The following is a 19681-nucleotide window of genomic DNA, read 5'->3' as shown; positions in this document are numbered from 1 at the left end:
GCAAAAAATTTGAGAGAGGGGCTTGAGGCGGTCGGCTCCCTTTGTTATACTCTCGCTTCTTCGTTGGCCCGGTAGCTCAGTTGGTAGAGCAGCGGATTGAAAATCCGCGTGTCGATGGTTCGATTCCGTCCCAGGCCACCAGGATTCAGCCCCAGGAACTCGCAAGATTCCTGGGGCTTTTCCTTTTCTGACGGGCGCGAGGCGTATCGAGCCGCGCGGGTCAGGGCGGTGAGGCTGCTCTTGAGGCCGTTGTTGTGCCTCGGGCGGCATTGGGCGTCGCATGATAAAATCGCGCCAGTTCAAGGACTTGCTGTGCTTTCAGACAAGTCCCTCACGGCTCGGGCTGGTGCTTCATCCGTGTTTGTCATGTGCGTTGGTCACGGGCGATTCTCGCCAGGGCGGCGCAACCGGCGCCCGATCGCGGCAAGGGTTCATCCCGGCGCGGCTCCGTCTGCGAAGCCGCGAAAGCCGCAGAAGCGGCATCGCGCGAAGCCATGTGCCCGACCATTAGCGGTATAAGTGCGAGCGACTTTCCACGCGAGAGGCGCGGCCTATACTGCATGAGCCGGTTGTAACGCCGGCCTGCGTCGCGTGGCATGGCGCATAACGCGCAGCGCGACGTCGCTCTCTTCATTCACGGAGTTTCACGGTGATCCGCAAAGACGCTAAGCGTAGCGCTCTGGTGCTGTTTTCCGGCGGTCAGGACTCGGCTACGTGCCTTGCCTGGGCGCTCGAACGATACGAAACGGTCGAGACACTCGGCTTTAATTATGGTCAGCGGCATCGGGTCGAACTCGAATGCCGGGAAGGCTTCCGCAGTGCGGTTGCCCGCGGGTTTCCGCAGTGGGCCGAGCGGCTTGGCGACGATCACATGATCGACCTGTCCGTGCTCGGGTCGATCAGCGAAACCGCGATGACGCGCGAAATCCAGATCGAGGCCGCGGCGAGCGGCTTGCCGAACACCTTCGTGCCGGGTCGCAATCTGATGTTCATGACCATCGCCGCAGCAATTGCTTATCGGCGCGGTTTGCAGGTGCTGGTTGGCGGTATGTGCGAGACGGATTTCTCCGGCTACCCCGACTGCCGCGACGATACGATGAAGGCGCTGCAAGTGGCGCTCAATCTGGGCATGGATACGCGTCTGCTGCTCGAAACGCCGCTCATGTGGCTCGACAAGGCCGATACGTGGCGCCTCGCGCATGAGCTGGGCGGCGACGAGCTGGTCGAACTGATCCGCGTCGAAACGCACACGTGTTACGTGGGCGAGCGGGCCGAACTGCATGCGTGGGGTTTTGGCTGCGGTGAGTGTCCGGCGTGCCGTCTGCGCAAGCGCGGCTACGAAGCGTATCTGAGCGGCGAGAAAGTCACGGAGCCCGTTTAGGCCGGCATCCGTTCCAGCCATTCCAGACGTCCGGCGTTGTTCCAGACCGCGTGAGCCTGCTCCCTACGAGGCCGCGGGCAACTAGCGGCAACCTTAATCAGGCCATGATGGCCAGGCAGAAAGCAGCATGACGTACGCGGTCAAAGAAATTTTCTACACCTTGCAGGGCGAAGGCGCGAATGCCGGGCGTCCGGCAGTGTTTTGCCGGTTTGCCGGCTGCAACCTGTGGTCGGGCCGCGAGGAAGACCGTGCTGAGGCCGTGTGCCGCTTCTGCGATACGGACTTCGTCGGCACGGATGGCGAGAATGGCGGCAAGTACCGCACCGCCGAAGAACTGGTGCAGATGATCGCGTCGCAATGGCCGGAAGGTGAAGGCGAGCGCTTCGTCGTCTGTACCGGCGGCGAGCCGATGTTGCAGATGGACCAGCCTTTCGTCGGCGCGCTGCATGCCGCGGGCTTCGAGATTGCCATTGAAACCAACGGCTCGTTGCCGGTGCTCGAGACGATCGACTGGATCTGCGTGAGCCCGAAGGCCGACGCACCGCTGGTCGTCACGAAAGGCAACGAACTGAAGGTCGTGATTCCTCAGGACAACCAGCGGTTGTCCGAATACGCGGCGCTCGACTTCGAATATTTCCTCGTCCAGCCTATGGACGGCCCGTCGCGCGACATCAACACCAAACTCGCGATCGACTGGTGCAAACGCCATCCACAATGGCGCCTGTCGATGCAGACCCACAAGTATCTGAACATTCCCTGATTTGCCGTGCTGACGATTACCCGAAAACTCGAATTCGATGCGGGCCACCGCATTCCTGATCACCGTAGCCAGTGTCGCAATCTGCACGGGCATCGCTACGTACTCGAAGTGACGCTGCAAGGCGACCTCGTCGAAACAGAAGGCGCGCCGGATCGCGGCATGGTGATGGACTTCGCCGATGTGAAATCGCTCGCGGTCGAGCATCTGGTGGACGTGTGGGATCACGCGTTTATCGTGTACGAAGGCGATACCCAGGTACGCGGCTTTCTCGACGCCATGCCGGGTCACAAGACGGTGGTGCTCGATCGCATTCCGACGGTCGAAAACCTCGCCGCCGTCGCGTTCAATATCCTCGCCAACGTCTACGACGCGCACTACGGCGTGAACCTGCGTTTGCATAAAGTGCGGCTCTACGAAACGCCGAATTGCTGGGCCGACGTGGTCCGCGATTGAACCCGCGCCGATACGCGACCGGGTGAGCCTCAGCGGCCGCGTTATTGTCACGGTATGATCGTTTCGATAACCAAGCGGAGCGAGACATGCCGGTCAATCCATTGCTCGAGATACTGCCCAGCGGGCAGCCAGCCAGCGGCGCCAGCCGCCTTTCCCGTGTTCCACGCAAGCGTGCGTCTTGCCGGGGAGCGCGGCGATGAGCACCTTCACCAATCCCCTCAAGCAACGTCTGGCGGAAGCCGAACCGCTCTTCGGGCTATGGCTGTCGCTGGGCAGCGATAGCGCCGCCGAGGCGCTCGCGCACGCCGGTTTCGACTGGCTGCTGATCGACATGGAGCATGCGCCCATCGACAGCGCCGATGTCACGAGCCAGTTGCGCGCCATTGCTGCAGCGCACCTGCCGAGCGAGCCCGTGGTGCGCGTGCCGGCGAACGAGGGCTGGCTCGTCAAGCGCGTGCTCGATGCCGGCGCGCGCACGCTGATGTTCCCGAATATCGAATCCGCCGAGGAAGCCGCGCGAGCGGTGCGTCTGACGCAGTACCCAACGGCCGATGCCCCCGACGGTCTGCGCGGCGTGGCCGGTGCCGTGCGCGCCGGTTCGTATGGCATGCGCCGCGACTATGTGCAGACGGCCAACGCGCAGATCGCGACGATCGTGCAGATCGAGTCGGCGCGCGCCGTGCAGGAAGTGGACAAGATCGCGGCGACGCCGGGCGTGGATTGCCTGTTCATCGGACCCGCCGATCTCGCCGCCAGCCTCGGCCATCTCGGCGACTCGAAGCATCCGGAGGTGCAGGAGGCAATGTCGCATGTCGTTGCTGCGGCACAAAAGGCGAACATCGCCACCGGTATCTTCGCTATGGATTCAGCCGGCGCGCGTCAGTATCGCGACGCCGGTTTTCGTTTCATCGCGGTAGCGGCCGACGTCATGTGGCTGGTGCGCGCGACACGTCAGGCGCTTCAGGAGGTTAGGTCATGAGGGTGGTTTCAAAGGGCGTGGCACGCGTGGCCGTTTGCGTTGCCGTCTGTGTGGCAGTGACTGCGTTTTCTGCTGCCGCAAATGCGCAGCAAAAGGCGCCGAAGGTAGATGACCCGGAAACGCAGTCCGCGGTGGCCGACTACAACGCGGGCAACATGGGCGCTGCGCTCACCGAATTCCGGCACGCCGCCGAGCGCGGCAACCGGCTGGCCGAATTCAACTACGCGATGATGCTGCTCAACGGCGAAGGCACCACGGCCAATGTCGACGAAGGCAAGAAGTGGCTGCTCAAAGCCGCTGAAGCGAACATGTCACACGCGCAGTATGTGTACGGCAAGATGTACGACGATGGTGAGTTTGTCGGGCGCGATCCGGTCGAGGCGCATCGCTGGTTTCTGAAGGCCGCGCAGCAGGGTCACGTGCAGGCCGAGCTGGCACTGGCAAATCAGTTTCTGGATGGTCGCGGCACGGCGCGCGACAATCGGCAGGCGTTCATCTGGTACAAGAAAGCGGCCGAGGGTGGCGATATGACCGCGCAGTATGTTGCCGGTTCGTTTTACGAGCGTGGTGGCGATGGCGTGGACAAGAACCTGAACGTCGCGCGTGCGTATTACGCGGCTGCCGCGGCGCAGGGCGATCCCGCCGCCAAGCTCAAGTTTCAGCAACTCAGCGCTGAGTTGCGCGACGAGCACGAAGCCAAGCCGCAGTGATGCTGGCGCGGCGGTAAACGAACAAGGGGCGCTGTGGCGCCCCTTGTTTTTAGCGTTCACGCTCGATGTACCAAGCGTCTATGCGCGACATGACTTCACGTCGCAATCAACTCTGCATCAAGCGCTTCTGCCGGCCCACGCTCATGATGAGCCCGGTGGCAACGCCCAGCGTAATCAACGCCGTTCCCCCGTAACTCATGAACGGTAACGGCACGCCGACCACCGGCAGAATGCCGCTCACCATGCCGATATTGACGAACGCGTAGGTGAAGAAGGCCATCGTGAGCGAGCCCGCCAGCAAGCGTCCAAATAGCGTTGCACCGTTGGCCGCGATGTATAGCCCTCGCGCAATCAGCGCCATATACAGCACCAGCAGCACGACGCCGCCAGCCAGTCCGAACTCTTCGGAGAACACCGCAAAAATGAAGTCGGTGTGCTTCTCAGGAATGAATTCCAGGTGCGCCTGGGTGCCCTTCAACCAGCCCTTGCCGAGCGGGCCACCCGAGCCAATCGCAATCACTGCCTGAATGGTGTGGAAGCCCTTGCCGAGCGGATCCGAAGTCGGATCGAGCAGCGTACAGATACGATGCTTCTGGTAGTCGTGCATCAGCGGCCACTGCACTTCCGGCTGACAGATCTTGTCCTGGAACGTGGCGATAGAGCCCACCGCGATTACCGCAGCAAGCAGCACCGGCACGATCAGTTTGAAGCTGAGGCCTGCGAAGTAGATGACGAACAGCCCTGCCGCGAACACCAGCACCGCCGTGCCGAGGTCAGGCTGTTTGGCGATCAGCCCCACCGGCACGGCAAGAATGATCAGGCCGACGATGTAGTCATACCAGCGCATGACTCCTTCGCGACGCTGGTAGTACCACGCGAGCATCAGCGGCGTGGCGATCTTCATGATCTCGGACGGCTGGATCACCACACCCACGTTGATCCAGCGCTTGGCGCCCTTGCGCGTGAGGCCAAACAGCGCGACCGCGACCAGCAACGCTATGCCGAAGGTGTAGAGCGGGACCGCGAAGCGTATCAGCGTGTTGGGCGGCACGTTGGCCAGCGCCCACATCAGCACGAAGGTCAGCATGATGTTGCGCAGCTGGTCTTCCACCTTGCCCGGCATGTCGAGCGTGGCGCTGTACAGCGTGACGATGCCGACGCACATCAGCAGGAACACCGCCAGCGCGAGCGGGCGGTCGAAGCCGATGAACATCTTCTTGATGCGGTCGAGCCAGGCGCGCTTGTCGAACTGCATGCCTTTCTCCTTACTCGTCGATGCCGCCGGAAACCGGCTGGCGGGGTGACGCGGGCTGAATACTGTCGTCGCGCGAAGGGGCGGCAGCGGTTTGGCCAGGCTCGCTCGCAGGGCGCGGATGACGCGGGCCGGATTTGCGCGATGCGACAGGCTTGGCCGATGACGCTGCAGTAACCGGTGCGACGACGCTCGTGTCGGAAGCTGCCGGCGATGCGGTGGTAGGGCTGAACGGCGTCGAGGGCGTCGAGGGCGACGCTGCGGCTGCGCCAGGCGCGTAAACCGCCGGTGCCGAGAATGAGGCCGGCGCGCTGCTGGAGGCAGCGTTGGCGGCAGCCGCTGCCGCCGCCGAAGCCGCCGCCGCAGCGCTCGCCGCGCCCGGCATGGGCAACGGCGTGAAGCCGGCGGCGACGATGGCCGGTTGCGTCGTTTCGACCGACGATGCGGGCGGCGCGCCAATCACCGGCGCCGATGCGTCCTCGGTGGCCGAGGCCGCGGCTTCGATGGCGGCCGCTTCGGCGCCCGGCTTCTGGCGGTCGACGAGGTAATAGTCGAGCACGTGACGCGCAATCGGGCCCGCCGCTTCCGCACCCCAGCCGCCGTTTTCCACGATCAGCGCAAGCGCGATCTTCGGGTGGTCAGCGGGCGCGAAAGCGATGAAGAGCGCGTGGTCACGCAGATGCTCGGCGATCGCATGACCCTTATAGTTGGCGCCCTGCAGCGAATAGACCTGCGCCGTACCGGTCTTGCCCGCCGCCTGATAAGGCGCGCCAATGAAGAGCTTCGAGGCCGTGCCGTTGGTGACCACACCGACCATCGCCCGCTTGACGATGTCGATGTCGGCCTGGGGCACGTCGATGCGGCCGTCGTCCTTCGGCACGGTGAGGCGCGTATCTTTCGTGATCGGGTTTTCGATCTCTTTCGCAAGGTGAGGCTTCATCACGACGCCGTTGTTGGCGAGCGTGGCCACCGCGTGCGCGAGTTGCAGGATCGTGAACGAGTTGTAGCCCTGGCCGATCCCGAGACTGATGGTCTCACCTTCGTACCAGCGCTGCTGCTCAGGCTTGCGGTAGGCTTTGCGCTTCCATTCCGTGGACGGCAGGATGCCCTTCGCTTCGCCGGAAATATCAATGCCGGTGATCTGGCCGAAGCCCCACGGCTTCATGAAGTTGGCGATCGCGTTAACGCCCAGGTCGTGCGCGAGCATGTAGAAGTACGTATCGTTCGACACCACGATGGCACGGTTCAGGTCGATCCAGCCTTGCCCCGAGCGCACGTCGTTGCGGAACGTGTGGCCACCGAAGGTGTAGAAGCCCGGATCCTGAAAGCCCCAGCTCGGCGTGCGCTTGTGCAGCGTGAGCGCGGCCAGTGCCATGAAAGGCTTGTACGTGGACCCCGGCGGATACGTGCCGTGCAGCGGACGGTTCAGCAGCGGGTGATCGGGCGAGTTGTTGAGGTCGTCCCACGTCTGCTGATCAATGCCGTCCACGAAGGAGTTCGGATCGAAGCTTGGTGCCGAGACGAACGCCAGCACGTCGCCGGTTGCGGGTTCAATGGCGACCAGCGCGCCGCGCTTGCCTGCGAACGCCTGCTCGGCGACCTGCTGAAGGCCGATGTCGAGCGACAGCACGATGTTGTTGCCCGGCGTTGCCTGGGTACGCGACAGCGTACGCACTGGGCGTCCACCAGCGGTGACTTCGACTTCCTCGAAACCGGTCTGGCCATGCAGTTCGGTCTCGTAGCTCTGCTCGATGCCGATTTTGCCGATGTAGTCGGTGCCCTTGTAGTTGTTCGCGTCGAGGCGCGGATCGTAGTGATCCGGATCGCTGTCGTTCTGGTCGCTGGCCTCGTCGATCTTGTCCTGATCGTGCTGCGAAATGCGGCCGATATAACCGATCACGTGCGCCGCCGTCGGCCCGAGTGGGTACTGCCGGAACAGACGCGCGCGCACTTCGACGCCGGGGAAGCGGAAACGCTGCGCGGTGAAACGCGCCACTTCGTCGTCGGTGAGGCGGGTACGGATGGGCAGGCTCTCGAAGTTCTTCGAATCTTCCTGCAGCTTCTTGAAGCGGCGCCGGTCGCGTGCGTCGATGGAGATGACGGTGGCGAGATTGTCGATCACGTTGTCGAGCGTGTCGTTGAGCTTCGAGGGCGTGATTTCGAGCGTGTAGGCCGAATAGTTCTTGGCCAGCACCACGCCGTTACGGTCCGTGATGATGCCGCGGTTCGGCACGATCGGCGCCACGGAAATGCGGTTCTCGTCGGCCTGCAGCGAATACTTGCTGTAATGCCAGACCTGCAGGAACAGGAAACGGAACACGATCAGCCCGAAGCAGACGAACACGAACAGCCCCGCCGCCGCGACGCGCAGGCGGAATTTCGAAAGCTGTTGTTGTGTGTCCTTGAATTCGGCAGCCATGCGTTTGATCAAAGGGCCGCGAGGCGGCCATCGTGAAGTAGCGCCTCACCGGCTGCTTGGGCCAGGAGGCGTGCGTCGTGCGGATCGAGCCGGGCGGGCGAACATCTGTGCAGCGTATTCAGCATGTTCAACGGGGCTCGAGGCGCGCACTGCGCTAAATGGGGCGGGTGTCGTCCGGATCAGCCGGACGCCGCTGCGGCATCAGCAGCAGCACACTCGCAATGGGCCAGAGCGCCGCTTCGACGAACCCGTCGATCAGGTAGCCCCAGCCGGGAAATGCCGCCCCCATCAGAAGACGGATGAAAAACGGCACCAGTTGCGCGACGACGAAGAGCGGCATTACCGCGAAGGTCTGCACGCCAATCGACATCCACAGTACGCGCCTATGGATAGTGATAGCACCATACGAGAGCAGCGTATAGGCCAGCGCATGCTCGCCCAGCAGACTGGCGTTATGCACGTCCATCAGAATGCCGAGCATGAACGCGATGCCCATGCCCACCTTGCGCGGCTGATGGACGTTCCAGAACAGCAGTACCAGTGCGACGAAGTCGGGCACCCCGATCAGACGCCCCCACGGCATCAGGTTCAGCAGGAACGCGGCGGCGAGGCTAAAGGCGATGAAGTACGGATTGACCGGTTGCAGGATGTATTGCGGGCGGTTCACTGCTGGCCCCCCTGCGCGGGTTGTTTGGCGCTGTTATCGGCGGCCGGTTTCGCGGCGGCGGGCGTGCCCGGAGCGGACTTGCCCGCGGCCGCTTTCTCGGCTTTTTCGGCGGCGGCGCGCGCAGCGGCGGACTTTTTCTCGACGGCTGCTTTCTTCTCGCCAGTGCCCTTCTTTTCCGCTGCGGCCGAGGCAGGCTTCGCGGCGGCAGCCGCGGCTGCGCTGCCCGAGGCCGGTGCGGCGGCTTTCGCGTTCTTGTCCGTGGCTTTTTCCGCTGACTTCTCCGTGGTCTTGTCGCCGGGTTTGGCGCCCTTCTTCGCCTTGGCTTCTTTTGCGGCACTGGCGGCGTCGGGTTCGTCGGCGGGACGTGGCAGCACCGTGTTCTGATAGTGCAGCACGAGCAACTGACGCGCGCCGCGCACCGGCGCGACCGGCAGACAGACGACGCGGGCGAAGGCGGTATCCGCCTGCTTGTCGACCCGCACCACCTTCGCGACCGGCAGGCCGGGCGGATAGGTACCGTCCAGTCCGCTCGTCACGAGTTCATCACCCGTCTGAACGTCGGCGCTGATCGGCACGAAGCGCAGATCGAGCGAGTCGCCCTTCGGGGTGCCGTAGATCACGCTGCGCAAGCCCGTGCGCACCACCTGCACCGGCACGGCCTGATCCTTGTCGGTGAGGAGCGTCACCTCGGCCTGCATCGGGAACACACGCGTGACCTGGCCGATCACGCCGTCTTCGTTGACGACCGGCGAGCCGTTCTGGATGCCCTGCTGTGCGCCACGGCCGATCACGACTTTTTGCGTGAACGGGTCGCGTGTGTCGTACTGGATCTCGGCGGGAATCGACACGGTGGTCATGCGCTGTGACAACTGCAACAACGAGCGCAGATGGGCATTTTCGGCGTTCAGTTCCGCCGCCGAATTGGCCTGCAACGAAAGCTGCAGATTCTTTTTATGGAGCTCGTCGTTCTGACTGCGCAAAGTGGCGCTGGTGACGGCAAGATCGGCAGCCCCCATGAAGATGTCGCGCGGCACCAGTGCGGCACGCTGCAATGGATACAGGCCCGCGCCCAGCACGCCGCGCACGATCTCGAGCGTGTTGAAGCGCGCGTCCGAGATCAGCAAGGCGAGCGCGAGCAGCACGAAGAAAATCAGCCGTGCGAGCGCGGAAGGGCCTTGCTTGAACAGAGGCGGCGGACTGTATTCCATGGTCGGCGCCGGGGGCGTGAGCGGTTGGGTAGAGCTTGGACGCGAAGACGCGCGGTCAGTGCGCGGTGGCTGGTTGACCCAGCTCAAGGCAGGCCGGCCCTGAGGAGGCTAGCCGTCCGATCCGCGCTGCTGACATGGAGAGTCGCTCTCGCTTACTCGTACGAGAAGATGCTGCCGAGCTTGTCCATGCGCTCGAGGGCCATGCCCGAGCCACGCACGACGCAAGTCAGCGGGTCTTCGGCGACGAGCACCGGCAGGCCGGTTTCTTCGGCGAGCAGACGGTCGAGGTCGCGCAGCAGTGCGCCGCCACCCGTCAGCATCATGCCGCGCTCGGCGATGTCCGCGCCGAGTTCCGGCGGCGTTTGTTCGAGCGCGATCTTCACCGACGACACGATCTGGTTCAGCGGATCCGTGAGGGCTTCGAGGATTTCGTTGCTGGAGATGGTGAAGCTGCGCGGAATACCTTCCGACAGGTTGCGGCCCTTCACTTCCATTTCCTTGACTTCAGAGCCAGGGAACGCGGAGCCGATTTCCTTCTTGATGGCTTCGGCGGTTTGCTCGCCGATCAGCATGCCGTAGTTGCGGCGGATGTAGTTGACGATGGCTTCGTCGAACTTGTCACCACCCACGCGCACCGAGCCTTTATAGACGATGCCGCCGAGCGAGATCACGCCGACTTCCGTGGTGCCGCCGCCGATATCGACGACCATCGAGCCGGTGGCTTCCGACACCGGCAGGCCGGCGCCGATTGCGGCAGCCATCGGCTCTTCGATGAGGTACACCTGCGATGCGCCCGCACCATGTGCCGCTTCCTTGATGGCGCGGCGTTCCACCTGGGTAGAACCGCACGGCACGCAGATGATGATGCGCGGCGACGGCGAGAACATACGCGATTCGTGGGCCGTCTTGATGAACTGCTTGATCATCTGTTCGGTGACGGTGAAGTCGGCGATCACGCCGTCTTTCATGGGGCGGATGGCCTCGATGTTACCTGGCACCTTGCCAAGCATCTGCTTGGCTTCCTTGCCCACCGCCTGAATGGTTTTCTTGCCGTTGGGACCGCCTTCCTGGCGGATGGAGACAACTGACGGTTCGTCGAGAACGATACCTTTGCCACGCATGTAGATGAGCGTGTTGGCAGTGCCAAGGTCAATCGCCAGATCGTTAGAGAAGTAGCTGCGCAAAAAACCGAACATTCAAAATCCTGTCTCGCTTGGGGCCGGGGCCTCGCAACTCATGCGCAGGGCGGCAGCGGAAAAAATAACAGCTTCAACCGGGCGGATGCGGCGCCTTAACGGCTTGAAGCTGCGAGGGAATCTACCGGAGGCCGAAACAAGGCCGGCTTCAAACTCTGATTCATTTGTGGGAAATGACCAGAAAGGCCTTGGTAAGTCGGTCCGGGTTTGGGTCGAACGCGTAATGATACCTTATAATTTTGCTTGATTTAAAGGAAACGGTTGGCACTTTTGCCACCGCTGGCCCCTTTTTCGAGGCCGCCCTCCAGTGTTGTAACTCGCTGTCACAGCAATGTTTTTCCACACTGTGACAGCCCGCCACATTTTCCGGTGATTGCATGGCTCTGACTCTGACCGATGTTAAACGCATCGCGCATCTTGCGCGGCTCGAACTGGCCGACGCCGAAGCTGAGCACACACTTGCCCAGCTCAATGACTTTTTCGGCCTCGTCGAGCAGATGCAGGCCGTCGACACCACGGGCATCGAACCGCTCGCGCATCCTATCGAACAGATCGAAGATGTTGCACTGCGCCTGCGTGCGGATGCCGTCACGGAAGTCGTGCAGCGCGACGAATTCCAGCGTCCCGCTCCCGCCGTGCAAGACGGGCTCTATCTGGTGCCCAAGGTCATTGAATAAACCAACGGGCCCCGGCGCGTGGCGCCGCGAGGTTTTGCCCGGCGTGGGTTATAGGTGTGACTCATAGGTGTGACTCTTAGGCGGGATCCACCGGCTGTCTGGCCAAACGCCTCTCCGGCAGTGCCTGCGGCGCTGCCGCGCTCTTCAGGAAGAACGTAATGCATGAAAAAAGCTTGACCGAACTGCGTGCCGCGCTCGCTGCGAAGGAATGCTCAGCAGTCGAACTGGCGCAGTTGTATCTAAAACGCATCGCTGACGCCAACAGCCTGAACGCCTTCGTGCAGGTCGACGAAGAGCTGACCCTGGCGCAGGCCAAAGCCGCCGACGCGCTGCTTCACACCGGCCACGCCGGGCCGCTGGTGGGCGTGCCGATCGCGCACAAGGACGTGTTCGTCACGCGCGGCTGGCGCTCCACGGCCGGTTCGAAAATGCTCGCCAACTACACGAGCCCGTTCGATGCAACCGTGGTCGAGCGTTTGAATCGCGCCGGCATGGTGTGCGTCGGCAAGACCAACATGGACGAGTTCGCGATGGGCTCCTCCAACGAGAATTCGTACTTCGGTCCGGTGCAGAACCCGTGGGACCTCAAGGCGGTGCCGGGTGGCTCGTCGGGCGGCTCGGCGGCGGCGGTCGCCGCGCGCCTTGCGCCGGCTGCCACCGGCACAGATACCGGCGGCTCGATTCGCCAGCCGGCGTCGTTCTCCGGCATCACCGGCATCAAGCCCACGTATGGCCGCGTGTCGCGCTACGGCATGATCGCGTTTGCGTCGTCGCTCGACCAGGCGGGTCCGATGGCGCAAAGCGCGTCGGATTGCGCCACCCTGCTCAACGCAATGGCCGGGTTCGACACGCACGATTCGACCAGCCTCCAGCGTGACGACGAAGACTACACGCGTTACCTGGGTCAGGCGTGGTCGGCTGACGCTGCTGCGGGTTCTGCAGCCCCAGCAGGTGCTGGCGCGAAGCCCCTGGCAGGATTGCGCATTGGCTTGCCGAAGGAATACTTCGGCGCGGGTCTCGCGGACGACGTGCGCGCGACCATCGACGCCGCCCTGAAGCAATACGAAGCACTCGGCGCCACGCTCGTAGACGTGTCGCTGCCCAAAACCGAGCTCTCCATCCCGGTGTATTACGTGATCGCGCCGGCGGAAGCTTCGTCGAACCTGTCGCGTTTCGACGGCGTGCGCTACGGCCATCGTGCCGCGGAATACCGTGATCTGCTCGACATGTACAAGAAGTCGCGCGCCGAGGGCTTCGGTCCGGAAGTGAAGCGGCGCATTCTGGTGGGCGCCTACGTACTGTCGCACGGCTACTACGACGCGTACTACCTGCAGGCGCAAAAGATCCGCCGCATCATCGCGCAGGATTTCCAGCAGGCGTTCGAGCAGTGCGACGTCATCATGGGACCGGTCGCGCCATCGGTGGCGTGGGATCTCGGCGCCAAGGGCGACGATCCGCTGCAGATGTATCTCGCCGATATCTACACGCTCTCGGTGAGCCTCGCCGGTTTGCCCGGCATGAGCGTGCCCTGCGGCTTTGGCGCGGGCGCGAATGCGCAGCGCCCGGTGGGTCTGCAGATCATCGGCAACTACTTCAATGAAGCTCGCATGCTGCAGGTTGCAGACGCGTTCCAGCGTGCCACGGACTGGCACCGCAAAGCACCGGCAGGAGTTTGACTATGGCCAAGGAATGGGAAGTTGTCATCGGTCTCGAAACGCACACGCAACTGTCGACCGTTTCGAAGATTTTCTCGGGCGCGGCCACGCAGTTTGGCGCTGAGCCCAACACGCAAGCCTGCCCCGTGGATCTCGCCCTGCCGGGCACGCTGCCGGTGATGAACCGCGGCGCCGTGCAGCGCGCCATCGAATTCGGTCTCGCCATCGGCGCGACCATCGCGCCGCGCAGCATCTTCGCGCGCAAGAATTATTTCTACCCCGATCTGCCGAAGGGCTATCAGATCAGCCAGTACGAGATTCCGGTCGTGCAGGGCGGCACGGTCACGATTCAGGTGCCGGCCAATGAAAAGGCGGGCAAGGAAGCCTACGTCAAGACTATCAATCTGACGCGCGCCCACCTCGAAGAAGACGCGGGCAAGTCGCTGCACGAAGACTTCGCGGACATGACCGGCATCGACCTGAATCGCGCCGGCACGCCGCTGCTCGAAATCGTCACCGAGCCGGAAATGCGCAGTGCGGCCGAAGCGGTTGCCTACGCCAAGACGCTGCATACGCTCGTCACATGGCTCGGCATTTGTGACGGCAACATGCAGGAAGGCTCGTTCCGTTGCGATGCGAACGTGTCCGTGCGCCCGGTCGGGCAAGCGGAATTCGGCACGCGCGCCGAGATCAAGAACCTGAACTCGTTCCGCTTCCTCGAAGAAGCGATTCAATACGAAGTGCGCCGTCAGATCGAACTGATCGAAGACGGTGGCACGGTGGTGCAGGAAACGCGTCTGTACGACCCGGACCGCCGCGAAACGCGTTCCATGCGCAGCAAGGAAGACGCGCACGATTATCGCTATTTCCCCGACCCCGATCTGATGCCGCTGATGATCGACGCGGAATGGGTCAAGCGCGTGAAGGCCGAAATGCCGGAGCTGCCGGTGGCGATTCAGCAGCGTCTGGTGGAGCAATACGGTCTGACGCCGTATGACGCCGTGGTGCTGACCTCGAGCAAGGCGATGGCCGCCTACTACGAAGCCGTGGTGGCGAAGATCGGCGCGGCACACGCCAAAGTTGCAGCGAACTGGATGATGGGCGAGGTGTCGTCGCTGCTGAATCGCGAGGGGCTCGAGATTGCCGACAGTCCGGTCTCGTCGGCGCAGCTCGCGTTGCTGTTGCAGCGCATTGCTGACGGCACGATCTCGAACAAGATCGCCAAGGAAATTTTCGTCGCCATGTGGGACGAAAAGGCCACGGACGAAGCTGCCGCTGACCGCATCATCGAAGCGAAGGGCCTCAAGCAGATTTCCGACACTGGCGCGCTCGAAGCGATCATCGACGAAGTGCTCGCAGCCAATCAGAAGTCGGTCGAGGAATTCCGCGCGGGCAAGGAAAAGGCCTTCAACGCGCTGATCGGTCAGGCCATGAAGGCGACCAAGGGCAAGGCGAATCCGCAGCAGGTCAATGAACTGCTGAAGAAGAAGCTGTCCTGATCCTGGACGAGGTAAGGTGAGGGACGCGGCTTGCGCTTCGGTGTGCGCTGCGTCCCTCCGAGACGGGCTGTTGCCGGACGAAAGTAGGGCAGCGGCCCGTTTCCTTTTGCAGGACCCCGCGGCGTTTGGACGGTACAGGCGCGGCGGCAGATTCGGGAGAACATGCATGTCAAAAAAGCCGGAACTCGACGATTACCGCGTGCCGTATTTCGATGACACCAAACGCATCGAGAAATTCGCGCTCGCGCAATTCGATCCGGGCACGAAGCCGTTTTCGACGGGATCAAAAGATTCCGACAAGGCGCGCCTCGCCGAAGTCGGCGCGCAGCTCGACGCGTTGCAGGAGCGTCTGCATGCGCAGCGTGTGCAGCGCGTGTTGCTGGTGCTGCAGGGCATGGATACGAGCGGCAAGGACGGCACGGTGCGTGCGGTGTTTCACGAGGTGGATCCGCTCGGCCTGCGGATCGTGCCGTTCAAGGCGCCCACGCCTACCGAGCTGGCGCATGATTTTCTCTGGCGCGTCCATTCACAGGCACCGGCTGCCGGCGAGTTGACGGTGTTCAACCGCAGTCACTACGAAGACGTGCTGGTGCCGGTGGTGCTGGGGCAACTGAACAAGGACGAAGCGCAGACGCGCTACCGTCACATTCGCGAGTTCGAAGCGTTGCTCGCGGACAGCGGTACGACGATCATCAAATGCATGCTGCACATTTCGAAGGACGAGCAGCGCGAGCGTTTGCAGGCGCGCATCGACGATCCGACCAAGCACTGGAAGTTCGACGTGTCGGATCTCGAAGCGCGCAAGCAATGGGACCAATATCAGGAGGCGTATCAGGATGCACTGGCCGCGACTTCGACCGAGTTTGCGCCGTGGTACATCATCCCGGCCGATTCGAAGACGCATCGCAACGTGATGGTCGCCGAGTTGCTGCTGCGTACGCTCGAAGGTTTGAAGCTCGAATATCCGCCCGCGAAGGAATCGCTCAAGGGCGTGAAGGTCGAATGACCTAAAAGCGGACCGCTGGCCCAGGCCCCGGCGGTCCAGGCGTGGCGCTCACCGCGACGCCCTACCCATCACGAATCAACAAGAAAGGAACGACATGTTGCGTGTTATCACCGCCAACCTGAACGGCATCCGCTCCGCGGCAAAGAAAGGCTTTTTCGAATGGTTCGGCGAGCAGAAAGCCGACGTGTTGTGCGTGCAGGAAATCAAATGCTCGCAGGACGACATGACGCCTGAATTCCTCGCGCCGCACAATTTCACCGGCTATTTCCAGCATGCGGTGAAGAAAGGCTACAGCGGCGCGGGCGTTTATACGCGGCACGAGCCGGATGAAGTCGTGATCGGCTTTGGCAGCGAAGAGTTCGATCCGGAAGGGCGCTACGTGGAGCTGCGTTTTGGCAAGCTCTCCATCGTGTCGGTGTATGTGCCGTCCGGTTCGAGTGGTGAAGACCGTCAGCAAGCCAAGTTCCGCTTCATGGACGAGTTCATGCCGCATCTCGCCGAACTCGGCAAGGAGCGCGAGGTGATCGTGTGCGGCGACGTGAACATCGTCCACAAGGAAATCGACATCAAGAACTGGAAGAGCAATCAGAAGAACTCAGGTTGCTTGCCGGAAGAGCGTGCGTGGCTCACCAAATTGTTCGACGAAGTGGGCTATGTGGACGTGTTCCGCACGCTCGATCAGCGCCCCGAGCAGTACACGTGGTGGAGCAATCGCGGCCAGGCGTACGCGAAGAACGTGGGGTGGCGGATCGATTATCAGATCGCGACATCCGGCATTGCCAGCAAGGCCAAGCGTACCGAGGTGTTCCGCGACATCAAGTTCAGTGACCACGCGCCGCTAACGGTCGATTACGACCACAAGGTGAAGAAGTAATCCGACGTCAGGCGTCGGTGGCAGCGCAGACGTGAAGCGAAGCGTGCGAGTCTGGACGTTCGCTTAACGTCTGCAAGCGGATTACTGATCGCGCAGGCCGGTGCGGCGAGGCCGCCCGATGCCGGCATAGTCCGGGAGCTGGTCGACCGTTTTGCCAATCGCCTTGGCGTAGAGCACCAGCATATCCGGCAGCCGTTTCATGATGTCGGCGCGCCGTGCCGGCGTGTACGGATGTACGTAGATATAGCCCTGATCGTGATTGCTGCGCGTCGCGGCGGCCAGCTTGTCCCACAGCGTGATGGCAGCACGCGGGTCGTAGCCGGCGCGTGAGGCGATGTCGCTGCCAATCACATCGGCTTCGGTTTCGTCGGTGTTCGAGTATTTCATTTCCAGCAGTTGCGAACCGATGCCAAGCGGCGCTACGCCGAGATCGGCGAGCCCGAACAATTGCGGAATGGTCCCGGTCGAATCGAGCTGCCCCGCCTGTTGTTCGCCGAGGCGCTCGCGTGCGTGCTCACGCAACGCGTGCGCGATCTCATGGCCGAGCAGCATGCCGAGTTCATTGTCGTTCAGACGAACGCGATCGAGAATGCCGCTGTAAATCACGATCTTGCCGCCCGGCAGACAGTACATGCGGATATCGGGCGAACGGATCACCGCAATTTCCCACTTCCAGTTTTTGGCCCGCTCGTTCCACTTCAACGAGTACGGAATCAGCTTGTCGACGATGGTTTGCACGCGGATCACACGTGCATCCGTGTCGGGGTAGAGCCGGTCGGCGTGGACGGCGCCGCGCACGATCTCGGCGAATTCATCGGCCGCCTGGCTTTCCAGAGCCGGTGAAGGAATCAGGTTGCGGAACAGCGCGTATTTGCCGAATTGCGGCTGCGGATTGGGCGAGTAGGCCGGCGCCTTGTTTTCGCTGGCTGAGGCGGCACTCGGGGCAGAAGCTGTGGCCGTAGCCGAGCCGGTCGCAGCGCCGGTGGCCGATGCAGACGCGGCGGCGGGCGTACGGGCGGGCTGCTTCGCCGTGACCGGCGGGTTGGGCTGCACGCCCGAGGCTGACACGGCGGGTGCGGCGGACGGCGCGTTTGCGGTGCCGTTCGTGGTGGGTCCGCTGGCTGCATTGGCGCCGCTTGTTGCATTCGATGTCGCCGCCGCAGGACCTTCCGCAGACGGGGCACTCGGTGCCGATCTGGCAGCGGGCGCGCTGGGAGGAAGCGGCGTCGAAGGGCTGGAGGTGGGCGAAGAGCCCGATGCCGCTGACGCCGCGACAGCGGGCATGGCGGCCGCATAGGCGTTGCATGGCGCGACGACGGCGCCACTCACCGGGACCAGCAACATCAACGCCGTCCGCAGCGAGCGCGACACTCGCGCGACTGCCAAACGCCGTAACACGCTCCACGCCGACTCTTGCCTCGGAGATACGGGGTGAGCAGCCGTGTCTTCCAAAGCGCGATACGCAACGGTAACGGGAGCCGAAGCCGCCCCGCCGTCGACAGGTCCCACGCCCGTCGACGCCGCCACCCGCCGCGTAACGACCCCGCTCACGGCTTCGCTCTCCACGGCGCGATGCGCAGCAGCAGCAGCATGCCGGGCAGCGCCAGCGCGGTACAGGCAAGGAAGTAATCGAACCAGCCGATCTGCGCGACCACGTAACCGCTTGCCGCCGAGGCCAACGTCCGCGGCACGGACGCGAGGCTCGTGAAAAGCGCGAACTGGGTCGCGGTGTAGCGCGGGTCCGTCGTGCTGGCGATGTAGGCAGTGAACGCGGCCATCGTCAGACCGGTGGCGAAGGTTTCGAGCCCATAGACGAGCGCCAGCGCCACCGAGCGTGGATCGAGCTGCACCGTCCAGTCGATGCCGAACACGGACAGCAGTTCCGTCACCGCGTGGCTGGTGAAGACCGCGAAATCGTAGATCGCCGTGAGGCCGGGCGAAGAAGGCCCAAGATGCGCGAGCCACGCAAAGCCGAAGGTGGACAGCATCTGCAGCGCGCCGAATACCCACAGGCCGCGGCCAATGCCGATGCGCATCATCCAGATACCGCCGACGATGCCGCCCGCGAGGCTCGCACCGAACGCGGTGGTCTTGGCGATCACGCCGATCTGCGTGCGCGAATAGCCGATATCGAGGAAGAACGACGTCGACAGATTGGTCGCCATCGTATCGCCGAGCTTGTAGAGAAAGATGAAGCTCAGCACGAACAGCGCGCCGCGCCATCCATCACGCTGGATGAATTCACGGAACGGTTCGACGATCGCTTCGCGCAGATTCTTGGGCGGCGCGCCGTGCACTTCGGGCTCACGCACGACGAGCGTCATGATCATGCCCGGCACCATGAACGCCGCGGTGACCATGAACACGGTGGTCCACGGCAGATGGTCCGAGAGGATCAGCGCGAGTGAACCCGGCACCAGCGCGGCGATCTTGTAAGCGTTCACGTGCACTGCGTTGCCGAGACCCTGCTCGGTGTCGGTCAGCAGTTCGCGCCGGTAGGCATCAATGGAAATGTCCTGGCTTGCACCGAAGAACGCGACCAGCGCGGTCAGCGCGGCAACCGTCCAGATCGCTTCTTTCGGTGAGACGAATCCGAGCGAGGCAATCGCGCCCGCCACGAGAATCTGCGTGACCAGCATCCAGCCGCGTCGCCGACCAGGCCGCCAGCCGGGCAGGCGCGGCACGTAGCGGTCCATCAGCGGAGCCCAGATGAACTTCCAGGTGTAGGGAAACTGGATCAGCGCGAAGAGGCCAATCTCCTTCAGATTGACACCCTCTGAGCGCAACCACGCCTGCACCAGATAGACGAGCGTGAACAGCGGCAATCCCGACGTGAAGCCGAGAAAGACGCAAATCAGCATGTGCGTATTTAGAAAGGCACGCCAGCCGGTATGTTCTACATGAGCGGTTAGTGCGGGCGCCTCGTGCGGCGGGTTCGACATTTG

17 protein-coding genes and 1 tRNA gene are annotated in these 19681 nt (G+C 63.0%); 11 read left to right on the top strand and 7 right to left on the bottom strand.

Annotated features, from left to right (window positions below; genetic code table 11):
- The first annotated feature begins 65 nt into the window (after positions 1–65).
- The 6 genes from D0B32_RS14320 (at position 66) to D0B32_RS14295 (ending at position 4283) form a co-directional block, all read left to right on the top strand.
- Positions 66–141, top strand: a tRNA-Phe gene (locus D0B32_RS14320).
- Positions 142–649: 508 nt separating this feature from the next.
- Positions 650–1381, top strand: a complete 732-nt coding sequence (gene queC, locus D0B32_RS14315) for a 7-cyano-7-deazaguanine synthase QueC (RefSeq protein ID WP_117334616.1) — start codon at positions 650–652, stop codon at positions 1379–1381.
- A 127-nt stretch (positions 1382–1508) separates the two neighbouring features.
- Positions 1509–2141 (top strand): 7-carboxy-7-deazaguanine synthase, encoded by a 633-nt coding sequence (gene queE, locus D0B32_RS14310; protein ID WP_117334615.1) that lies wholly within the window; start codon positions 1509–1511, stop codon positions 2139–2141.
- A gap of 9 nt (positions 2142–2150) precedes the next feature.
- The gene (gene queD / locus D0B32_RS14305; RefSeq protein WP_117334867.1) at positions 2151–2594 is read left to right on the top strand and encodes a 6-carboxytetrahydropterin synthase QueD; all 444 of its coding nucleotides are present in this window, start codon (positions 2151–2153) and stop codon (positions 2592–2594) included.
- A 196-nt stretch (positions 2595–2790) separates the two neighbouring features.
- Positions 2791–3573: an HpcH/HpaI aldolase/citrate lyase family protein gene (locus D0B32_RS14300; protein WP_117334614.1), complete on the top strand. Its 783-nt coding sequence runs from the start codon at positions 2791–2793 to the stop codon at positions 3571–3573.
- Positions 3570–4283, top strand: coding sequence for a tetratricopeptide repeat protein (locus D0B32_RS14295; RefSeq protein WP_117334613.1), 714 nt, complete (start codon positions 3570–3572; stop codon positions 4281–4283). Before D0B32_RS14300 ends, D0B32_RS14295 begins: the two co-directional genes overlap by 4 nt.
- A gap of 106 nt (positions 4284–4389) precedes the next feature.
- On the opposite strand, the gene rodA is transcribed toward D0B32_RS14295, so the two are convergent.
- The 5 genes from rodA to D0B32_RS14270 form a co-directional block, all read right to left on the bottom strand.
- Entirely contained in the window at positions 4390–5538 is a 1149-nt protein-coding gene (rodA, locus tag D0B32_RS14290) for a rod shape-determining protein RodA (protein WP_117334612.1), read from the bottom strand.
- A gap of 10 nt (positions 5539–5548) precedes the next feature.
- Positions 5549–7954 carry a penicillin-binding protein 2 gene (gene mrdA / locus D0B32_RS14285; protein ID WP_117334866.1) on the bottom strand — a complete coding sequence of 802 codons (2406 nt, stop codon included), beginning with the start codon at positions 7952–7954 and terminating at the stop codon, positions 5549–5551.
- 154 nt (positions 7955–8108) lie between these two features.
- A complete protein-coding gene (gene mreD / locus D0B32_RS14280) occupies positions 8109–8621 on the bottom strand; it encodes a rod shape-determining protein MreD (RefSeq protein ID WP_117334611.1) in 513 nt (170 codons plus the stop codon).
- On the bottom strand, positions 8618–9829 hold the full coding sequence (gene mreC, locus D0B32_RS14275; protein ID WP_117334610.1) for a rod shape-determining protein MreC: 1212 nt from the start codon (positions 9827–9829) through the stop codon (positions 8618–8620). The genes mreD and mreC overlap by 4 nt, the downstream gene beginning before the upstream one ends.
- 152 nt (positions 9830–9981) lie before the next feature.
- Positions 9982–11025: a rod shape-determining protein gene (locus D0B32_RS14270; RefSeq protein WP_004189550.1), complete on the bottom strand. Its 1044-nt coding sequence runs from the start codon at positions 11023–11025 to the stop codon at positions 9982–9984.
- A 377-nt stretch (positions 11026–11402) separates the two neighbouring features.
- Between D0B32_RS14270 and gatC the strand changes: the two genes are divergently transcribed.
- The 5 genes from gatC to D0B32_RS14245 all read left to right on the top strand — a co-directional run bounded on the left by gatC (position 11403) and on the right by D0B32_RS14245 (position 16736).
- Positions 11403–11702, top strand: a complete 300-nt coding sequence (gene gatC / locus D0B32_RS14265) for an Asp-tRNA(Asn)/Glu-tRNA(Gln) amidotransferase subunit GatC (protein ID WP_117334609.1) — start codon at positions 11403–11405, stop codon at positions 11700–11702.
- 158 nt (positions 11703–11860) lie between these two features.
- A complete protein-coding gene (gene gatA / locus D0B32_RS14260) occupies positions 11861–13378 on the top strand; it encodes an Asp-tRNA(Asn)/Glu-tRNA(Gln) amidotransferase subunit GatA (protein ID WP_117334608.1) in 1518 nt (505 codons plus the stop codon).
- Positions 13379–13380: 2 nt separating this feature from the next.
- Positions 13381–14856 carry an Asp-tRNA(Asn)/Glu-tRNA(Gln) amidotransferase subunit GatB gene (gene gatB, locus D0B32_RS14255; RefSeq protein WP_117334607.1) on the top strand — a complete coding sequence of 492 codons (1476 nt, stop codon included), beginning with the start codon at positions 13381–13383 and terminating at the stop codon, positions 14854–14856.
- Between the two features lie 166 nt (positions 14857–15022).
- Positions 15023–15862: a PPK2 family polyphosphate kinase gene (locus D0B32_RS14250; RefSeq protein ID WP_117334606.1), complete on the top strand. Its 840-nt coding sequence runs from the start codon at positions 15023–15025 to the stop codon at positions 15860–15862.
- Positions 15863–15956: 94 nt separating this feature from the next.
- Positions 15957–16736, top strand: a complete 780-nt coding sequence (locus D0B32_RS14245; RefSeq protein WP_117334605.1) for an exodeoxyribonuclease III — start codon at positions 15957–15959, stop codon at positions 16734–16736.
- Between the two features lie 81 nt (positions 16737–16817).
- Here the strand turns inward: D0B32_RS14245 and D0B32_RS14240 are convergent, their stop codons facing one another.
- Entirely contained in the window at positions 16818–18080 is a 1263-nt protein-coding gene (locus tag D0B32_RS14240) for a M48 family metallopeptidase (protein WP_117334865.1), read from the bottom strand.
- 203 nt (positions 18081–18283) lie between these two features.
- Complete coding sequence (locus tag D0B32_RS14235) at positions 18284–19678, bottom strand: AmpG family muropeptide MFS transporter (RefSeq protein ID WP_117334604.1); 1395 nt, start codon at positions 19676–19678, stop codon at positions 18284–18286.
- Between the last annotated feature and the right edge of the window lie 3 nt (positions 19679–19681).

The organism is Paraburkholderia sp. DHOC27 (assembly GCF_003429005.1).
In the GTDB taxonomy this organism is placed as follows: Bacteria; Pseudomonadota; Gammaproteobacteria; order Burkholderiales; family Burkholderiaceae; genus Paraburkholderia.
Note: the sequence above shows the minus strand (reverse complement) of the source record. Positions and strands in the feature narration are given on the sequence as shown.